8 protein-coding genes are annotated in these 6445 nt (G+C 43.3%); all 8 read right to left on the bottom strand.

Annotated elements, in window-relative coordinates; genetic code table 11:
* Nucleotides 1–106: 106 nt before the first annotated feature.
* Nucleotides 107–445 carry an ISC system 2Fe-2S type ferredoxin gene (fdx, locus tag CWC02_RS17050; protein WP_054552505.1) on the bottom strand — a complete coding sequence of 113 codons (339 nt, stop codon included), beginning with the start codon at nucleotides 443–445 and terminating at the stop codon, nucleotides 107–109.
* 11 nt (nucleotides 446–456) lie between these two features.
* Nucleotides 457–2319 carry a Fe-S protein assembly chaperone HscA gene (hscA, locus tag CWC02_RS17045; RefSeq protein ID WP_054552504.1) on the bottom strand — a complete coding sequence of 621 codons (1863 nt, stop codon included), beginning with the start codon at nucleotides 2317–2319 and terminating at the stop codon, nucleotides 457–459.
* Between the two features lie 47 nt (nucleotides 2320–2366).
* Nucleotides 2367–2894 carry a co-chaperone HscB gene (gene hscB / locus CWC02_RS17040; RefSeq protein ID WP_054552503.1) on the bottom strand — a complete coding sequence of 176 codons (528 nt, stop codon included), beginning with the start codon at nucleotides 2892–2894 and terminating at the stop codon, nucleotides 2367–2369.
* A gap of 78 nt (nucleotides 2895–2972) precedes the next feature.
* Nucleotides 2973–3296 carry an iron-sulfur cluster assembly protein IscA gene (gene iscA / locus CWC02_RS17035; protein WP_054552502.1) on the bottom strand — a complete coding sequence of 108 codons (324 nt, stop codon included), beginning with the start codon at nucleotides 3294–3296 and terminating at the stop codon, nucleotides 2973–2975.
* An 11-nt stretch (nucleotides 3297–3307) separates the two neighbouring features.
* Complete coding sequence (iscU, locus tag CWC02_RS17030) at nucleotides 3308–3691, bottom strand: Fe-S cluster assembly scaffold IscU (RefSeq protein WP_054552501.1); 384 nt, start codon at nucleotides 3689–3691, stop codon at nucleotides 3308–3310.
* Between the two features lie 40 nt (nucleotides 3692–3731).
* A complete protein-coding gene (locus CWC02_RS17025; RefSeq protein ID WP_054552500.1) occupies nucleotides 3732–4949 on the bottom strand; it encodes an IscS subfamily cysteine desulfurase in 1218 nt (405 codons plus the stop codon).
* Nucleotides 4950–4971: 22 nt separating this feature from the next.
* Entirely contained in the window at nucleotides 4972–5463 is a 492-nt protein-coding gene (iscR, locus tag CWC02_RS17020) for a Fe-S cluster assembly transcriptional regulator IscR (RefSeq protein ID WP_054552499.1), read from the bottom strand.
* 192 nt (nucleotides 5464–5655) lie between these two features.
* Nucleotides 5656–6378, bottom strand: a complete 723-nt coding sequence (trmJ, locus tag CWC02_RS17015) for a tRNA (cytosine(32)/uridine(32)-2'-O)-methyltransferase TrmJ (RefSeq protein ID WP_138619526.1) — start codon at nucleotides 6376–6378, stop codon at nucleotides 5656–5658.
* Nucleotides 6379–6445: the final 67 nt, after the last annotated feature.

Raw genomic sequence — 6445 nt, 5'->3', positions numbered from 1 at the left:
CGATCTGCTAAAAACTGACGGCTGAAAGCTGACAGCTCTAAAATAAAAAAACCGCTGTAGAGACCAAGCAACTACAGCGGTTTTACGAAATCAAAGCCGTTAAAAATTAATGCTCTTCATTAACGATATTGAGATTATACTTTGGAATTTCAACCACTAAATCTTCATCTTTGATCACCGCTTGGCAACCTAGGCGTGATTCAGGCTCAAGACCCCATGCTTTATCTAGCATATCGTCTTCAAGCTCATCACTCTCATCTAAAGAGTCAAAGCCTTCACGAATGATTAAGTGGCATGTTGTACATGCACATGATTTTTCACAAGCATGTGGAATGCTAATACCATTTTTTAGTGCAACATCTAATACAGTTTCACCTGTAGGAGCTTCAATAGCAGCGCCTTCTGGGCATAACTCTTCGTGTGGAAGAAAAATAATTTGTGGCATACCTTACCTCGTTAAACTTCGTCTACTGACTGCCCTTGCAGCGCTTTTTTGATTGATGCATCCATTCTGCGAGCAGCAAATTCGCTACTTGCATTGTCTACAGCTTCAATCGCTGCTTTAATTTCTGCAGGTGTTGTTGCACTTTCGCGTACGGCAACAAGTTTAGCAATTTCTGCTTTTAACGCACCTAATTCTTGTTCGTCAAGTAATGCACTGTCGGTTGCCAGTGATGCTTCAAGTGCTTCAACAACACGTAACGCTTCAACTTGCTGCTCTTTAAGCATACGCGCTTGCATGTCGTCTTTAGCGTTAGTCATTGACTCTTTAAGCATGTTTGCAACTTGGTCGTCCGATAAACCAAACGATGGTTTGACCTGAATTTCAGCTTGCACACCCGTTGATTTTTCCATTGCCGATACACTTAATAGGCCATCAGCATCTACTTTAAAGGTTACGCGAATATGCGCAGCACCGGCTGCCATGGCCGGAATACCTTTTAAGCTGAACTTAGCCAATGAACGACAATCGTCAACTAGCTCACGCTCACCTTGTAATACATGCAGTGACATAGCAGTTTGACCATCTTTGAAAGTAGTAAACTCTTGTGCACGTGCAACAGGGATCGTGGTGTTACGTGGAATAATTTTTTCAACCAAGCCACCCATGGTTTCAAGACCTAGCGACAGTGGCAATACGTCTAATAGCAACATGTCTGAATCTGGCTTATTGCCAACCAATACATCTGCTTGCAGTGCTGCACCGAGTGCAACTACGCGATCTGGGTCGATAGAAGTCAGTGGCTCTTTATCAAAAAATGCAGCAACTTGAGAGCGTACAATTGGCATACGAGTCGAGCCGCCAACCATTACAACTTGTAGTACTTCTTCGTTCTCGATACCCGCATCTTTAACCGCACGACGGCAAGAACGTAGCGTTTTCTTCACAAGGCTAAGAGCAAGCTCATCAAACGTTTCGCGGGTTACTTCAACTTTGTGGCTTTGCCCGTCAAACTCTAAACCTACATTCACAGTTTGGTATTGGCTTAGTGCTTCTTTGCACGCTTTTGCTTTATTGATGAATAAACGCAATACCGATGCAGAAAGCTCGCTCACACCCGTTTGTTTTTTAAAGTATTCAACTAATAGCGAGTCAAAATCGTCACCACCAAGGCTTGAGTCACCGCCAGTCGCAAGCACTTCAAATACACCTTGGTGTAAACGTAAAATAGAAATATCGAAGGTACCGCCACCTAAATCGTATACGGCGATAATACCTTCTTGGCCTGAATCAAGGCCATAAGCTACAGCCGCAGCCGTTGGCTCGTTTAATAAACGTAATACCTTAATACCAGCAAGCTCGGCAGCATCTTTGGTGCTTTGACGCTGAGCATCATCAAAATAAGCTGGCACAGTAATAACTGCACCTAAGATATCTTGACCTGCAAAGCTGTCTTCTGCGCGCAGTTTCAATGCTTTTAAGATTTCACTCGATGCAGTAACAGGGCTAATTGCACCCGCAACCGTGCTGATTGCTAATGAGCCATCATGCTCACAAAATTCGTACGGCAGTTGACCATAGCTTTTTTCGATTTCAGCCTGAGTTTTACCTAAAAAACGCTTAACCGAGATTAGTGTGTTTGCAGGGTCTTGAGTTGCAGCTGCTGCCGCTCGTTCACCAACCACAATGCTATCTGCTTGGTATTGAACAACCGATGGTAGCATCGCATTGCCTGCTAAATCAGTCAGTGTGCGCGCTTCGCCGCTTTGCACTGTTGCAACTAACGAGTTAGTTGTACCAAGGTCAATACCGACTGCTAATTTGTGCTCATGTGGTGCCGCGCTCTGCCCCGGCTCAGCAATTTGCAATAATGCCATAATGCTCTTTTTAAACTCTTAAATAGCTGTTGTGTAACAACTAACGATTAATCATCAAATAAACTGTCTTCAATACGCTCTAGTTCATCGCGTAACTTATAAACAAACTTCAATTTACGAATATTGTCAGCGGCAGCTTGCCATTGTTGCTCATCATTACTTGCCAGCTGAGCGGCTAATTCACTGCTGTATTGTTTATCGAGCTGTTTAATTTGCGCTTCAAACTGGGCTATTGCTGCATCAGGATCTGCGGCATTTTCAAGTTCTTCTAATTCTTCACGCAGCTCCATTTGCTGCATTAAGAATAGCGGGTCTTGTAATGTTTGTTGCTCGGCGCGAATATCTACACCAAGCTCGCTTAGCATGTACTCAGCACGTTTTACCGGGTGTTTTAAAGTTTGTAATGCATCATTGATTTCTGCTGCATTTTGCACAGCAAGTAATTTGTCACGGCTGCTAGAACTTGCGTGGCGATCTGGGTGAACTGCACGCTGCAGCTCAAGATAGTGTTTATTAATAGTCGCTAAATCAATGTTGTAATCTACTGGAATTGCAAATAACTCAAAGTAACGCATTACATAATCCAACTCGGTAAACAGGAAAGAACAAAGCCCTACATAGGCAGGGCTTCAAGCAAAGAAAGTTTTTAAAGCTTAAACGGTGAAGCTTTCGCCGCAACCACACTCATCGGCTTGGTTCGGGTTGTTAAACTTAAACCCTTCGTTCAAACCTTCTTTGGTGTAATCAAGCTCAGTACCATCAATGTAGACTAAGCTTTTGGCATCAACGATAACTTTCACACCACGGCTTTCAAAAATTTCGTCGCCGTCTGCTAACTCATCAACAAATTCAAGAACATAAGCAAGACCTGAACAGCCCGTCGTTTTAATGCCAACGCGTAGGCCAATGCCTTTGCCGCGATTTGCTAAAAATGATTCTACGCGGTTTGCTGCCGCATCTGTCAATGTCACTGCCATGAATTTATCTCTTACTTCGCTTGTTTGCTTTTGTAGTCAGCAATTGCTGCTTGAATCGCGTCTTCTGCTAAAATTGAACAGTGAATTTTCACTGGCGGTAATTCAAGCTCAGCACTGATATCAGTGTTTTTGATTGTTGCAGCTTCATCTAATGTTTTGCCTTTTACCCACTCAGTTACAAGTGAAGAAGAAGCGATTGCGCTACCACAACCATATGTTTTGAATTTTGCGTCTTCAATTACACCTTCTGGTGATACTTTGATTTGCAATTTCATTACGTCACCACATGCTGGTGCACCCACCATACCTGTTGCAACTGACGGATCATTTTTGTCTAAAGCACCCACGTTACGTGGATTTTCAACATGATCGATTACTTTATCACTATAAGCCATAATACTATCCTCACTACCTGCTAGCGGCGGCGATCACTGATTAGTGATGCGCCCACTCAACTGAATCTAAATCAATACCTTCTTGATGCATTTCCCATAGAGGAGACATCTCACGTAAACGGCCGATCGAGTTTTTGATTAGTTCAACGGTGTAATCAATCTCTTCTTCAGTCGTAAAGCGGCCAATGCTGAAACGAATTGAGCTGTGTGCCAACTCGTCATTACGGCCTAATGCACGTAGTACATAAGAAGGCTCTAAGCTTGCTGAGGTACAGGCTGAACCTGATGAAACAGCAATGTCTTTAACAGCCATTAATAACGACTCACCTTCAACAAAGTTGAAGCTGATATTTACAATACCTGGAACTGAGTGACTTGGTTCACCATTGAAGTAAACTTCGTCCATATCAGCCATGATGCCATCGATCAGGCGCTTACGAAGTGCGCTGATGTGTGCATGGTCTTTTTCGAAATCTTCTTTAGCGATTCTAAATGCCGCACCCATACCAACTAATTGGTGAGTAGCTAGTGTGCCTGAACGCATACCACGCTCATGACCACCACCGTGCATTTGCGCTTCTAAACGTGCGCGAGGCTTACGACGAACATAAAGTGCGCCTACACCTTTCGGGCCATATACTTTGTGGCCAGAGAACGACATGAAATCTACTTTTAACTGTTGCACGTCGATAAGTACTTTACCTGCGCTTTGTGCAGCATCTACGTGGAACATAATTTTGCGCTCACGGCACATTTCGCCGATTGTCGCGATATCTTGGATAACACCTAGCTCGTTATTTACGTGCATTACGCTCACAAGTACTGTGTCGTCACGCATTGCAGCTTCAAGCTTTTTAAGGTCAAGTAAACCGTTTTCTTCAACGTCCATATAGGTTACTTCGAAACCTTGACGTTCTAGTTCACGACACGTATCAAGCACTGCTTTGTGCTCTGTTTTAACAGTGATAACGTGCTTGCCTTTCTTCTTATAGAACTGCGCAGCACCTTTAATTGCTAGGTTATTTGATTCTGTAGCACCTGAAGTGAAAACAATTTCACGCGGGTCAGCGTTGATCAGATCAGCAATATCTGTACGTGCTTGATCAACGGCTTCTTCTGCTTGCCAACCAAAACGGTGTGAGCGTGATGCAGGGTTACCAAAATTACCGTCCATAGTCAGGCATTGCATCATTTCTTTTGCCACACGTTCATCAACAGGCGTGGTTGCTGCGTAATCTAAATAAATCGGTAACTTCATTTCTCTCTCCGCTTTCGTCAAGCTACAGTTGACAGCTTACTTGAATGTTTTCCAGTTGCTTAATTGCATTGTTGATGCTGTTATCTTGGCGCGATGCGACTTCTTTCACATCTGACTTTTCCACCAATTCAGCAAGGGTAATACTATTTAAAAACTCTTCGATACGTGCGCTTAAGTCCGACCATAAGGTATGAGTCAAACAACGCATGCCGCTTTGGCAGCCACCCGTTGCATTGTGGCAACGTGTTGCATCAACAGACTCATCAACGGCGTTAATCACATCGCCGACAGAAATTTCGTTCGCTTCTCGACCTAGTAAATATCCGCCACCTGGGCCACGCACAGAGGTCACAAGGCCGTTTTTACGTAAACGGGCGAATAGTTGCTCAAGGTAAGATAACGAAATCTCTTGGCGTTCAGAAATATCGGCAAGAGGCACTGCACCCACATTTGTATGTAGTGCAACATCCAACATGGCGGTTACTGCGTATCTGCCTTTTGATGTTAACTTCATGGAGCCCCCGATGTTACTGCACGCTAAGGTGTGCAAATTTTAATTACCAGACCAAAATAGTCAAGTATTATCACTTGATAAAAATTGATACTTGCCATTGATAAAACCGAATACTTGACAAAAACAGTCAAGTACTGGGTACATTGTAATTACCTGAGTAATTTAGTCAAGTATTATACTTATAACCTGTGATTATTTAATAGACTTATTAATAGAGGTAAGAATACCGCGTAAGATGTTCATCTCAGCTTCTTCTGGACGTGCGCGGTTAAATAAACGACGTAGTTTAGTCATCACCATGCCTGGGTGCTGTTTGATGATAAAACCTGTGTCGTTTAGCGTTTGCTCTAGATGCTCATAGAAAAGCTCAGTTTGCTTCGCATTTGGGTAGGTTACTTCGTCTTCTTCTTGTACTTTTGGCTGATTATTTAAATATGCCATACGTGTTTCATAACACAGTGTTTGCACGGCCATCGCGAGATTTAACGAGCTGTACTCAGGATTTGCAGGAATACATACGTGGTAGTTACATTGTTGTAGTTCTTCGTTCGTTAAACCACTATTTTCGCGACCAAATACGAGTGCAACAGGACCCTGTTCAGCCTCAGCCACTAACTTTTCACCACATTCACGCGGCTCAACCATTGGCCAAGATAAAGTACGTGAGCGTGCGCTGGTACCAATTGTTAAGCCACAATCAGCAATCGCATCTGCCAGTGTATCAACAACCACTGTTTTACCTAAAACATCCGTTGCACCGGCAGCAAGCGCACTCGCATGACTGTCAATCTCACAAGCAGGGTCAACAAGATATAAATTTGATAAGCCCATCGTTTTCATAGCACGTGCCGCTGAGCCAATATTACCAGAATGTGATGTGTTAACTAATACGATACGAATATCATCAAGTGTCATTGCGTTGTTACTTACTGAAAGTCAAAAATTGCGGGGATTATAACATAGCTATCAGCTATCAGCTATC

The sequence above is a fragment of the Pseudoalteromonas sp. S2721 genome (assembly GCF_005887425.1).
GTDB lineage: Bacteria > Pseudomonadota > Gammaproteobacteria > Enterobacterales > Alteromonadaceae > Pseudoalteromonas > Pseudoalteromonas simplex.
Note: the sequence above shows the minus strand (reverse complement) of the source record. Positions and strands in the feature narration are given on the sequence as shown.

Excerpts from the sequence above, each read along its gene's own strand:
- iscR (WP_054552499.1), bottom strand. The coding sequence starts at position 5,463 with ATGAAGTTAACATCAAAAGGCAGATACGCAGTAACCGCCATGTTGGAT.
- iscA (WP_054552502.1), bottom strand. The coding sequence starts at position 3,296 with ATGGCAGTGACATTGACAGATGCGGCAGCAAACCGCGTAGAATCATTT.
- iscU (WP_054552501.1), bottom strand. The coding sequence starts at position 3,691 with ATGGCTTATAGTGATAAAGTAATCGATCATGTTGAAAATCCACGTAAC.
- fdx (WP_054552505.1), bottom strand. The coding sequence starts at position 445 with ATGCCACAAATTATTTTTCTTCCACACGAAGAGTTATGCCCAGAAGGC.
- trmJ (WP_138619526.1), bottom strand. The coding sequence starts at position 6,378 with ATGACACTTGATGATATTCGTATCGTATTAGTTAACACATCACATTCT.
- CWC02_RS17025 (WP_054552500.1), bottom strand. The coding sequence starts at position 4,949 with ATGAAGTTACCGATTTATTTAGATTACGCAGCAACCACGCCTGTTGAT.
- hscA (WP_054552504.1), bottom strand. The coding sequence starts at position 2,319 with ATGGCATTATTGCAAATTGCTGAGCCGGGGCAGAGCGCGGCACCACAT.
- hscB (WP_054552503.1), bottom strand. The coding sequence starts at position 2,894 with ATGCGTTACTTTGAGTTATTTGCAATTCCAGTAGATTACAACATTGAT.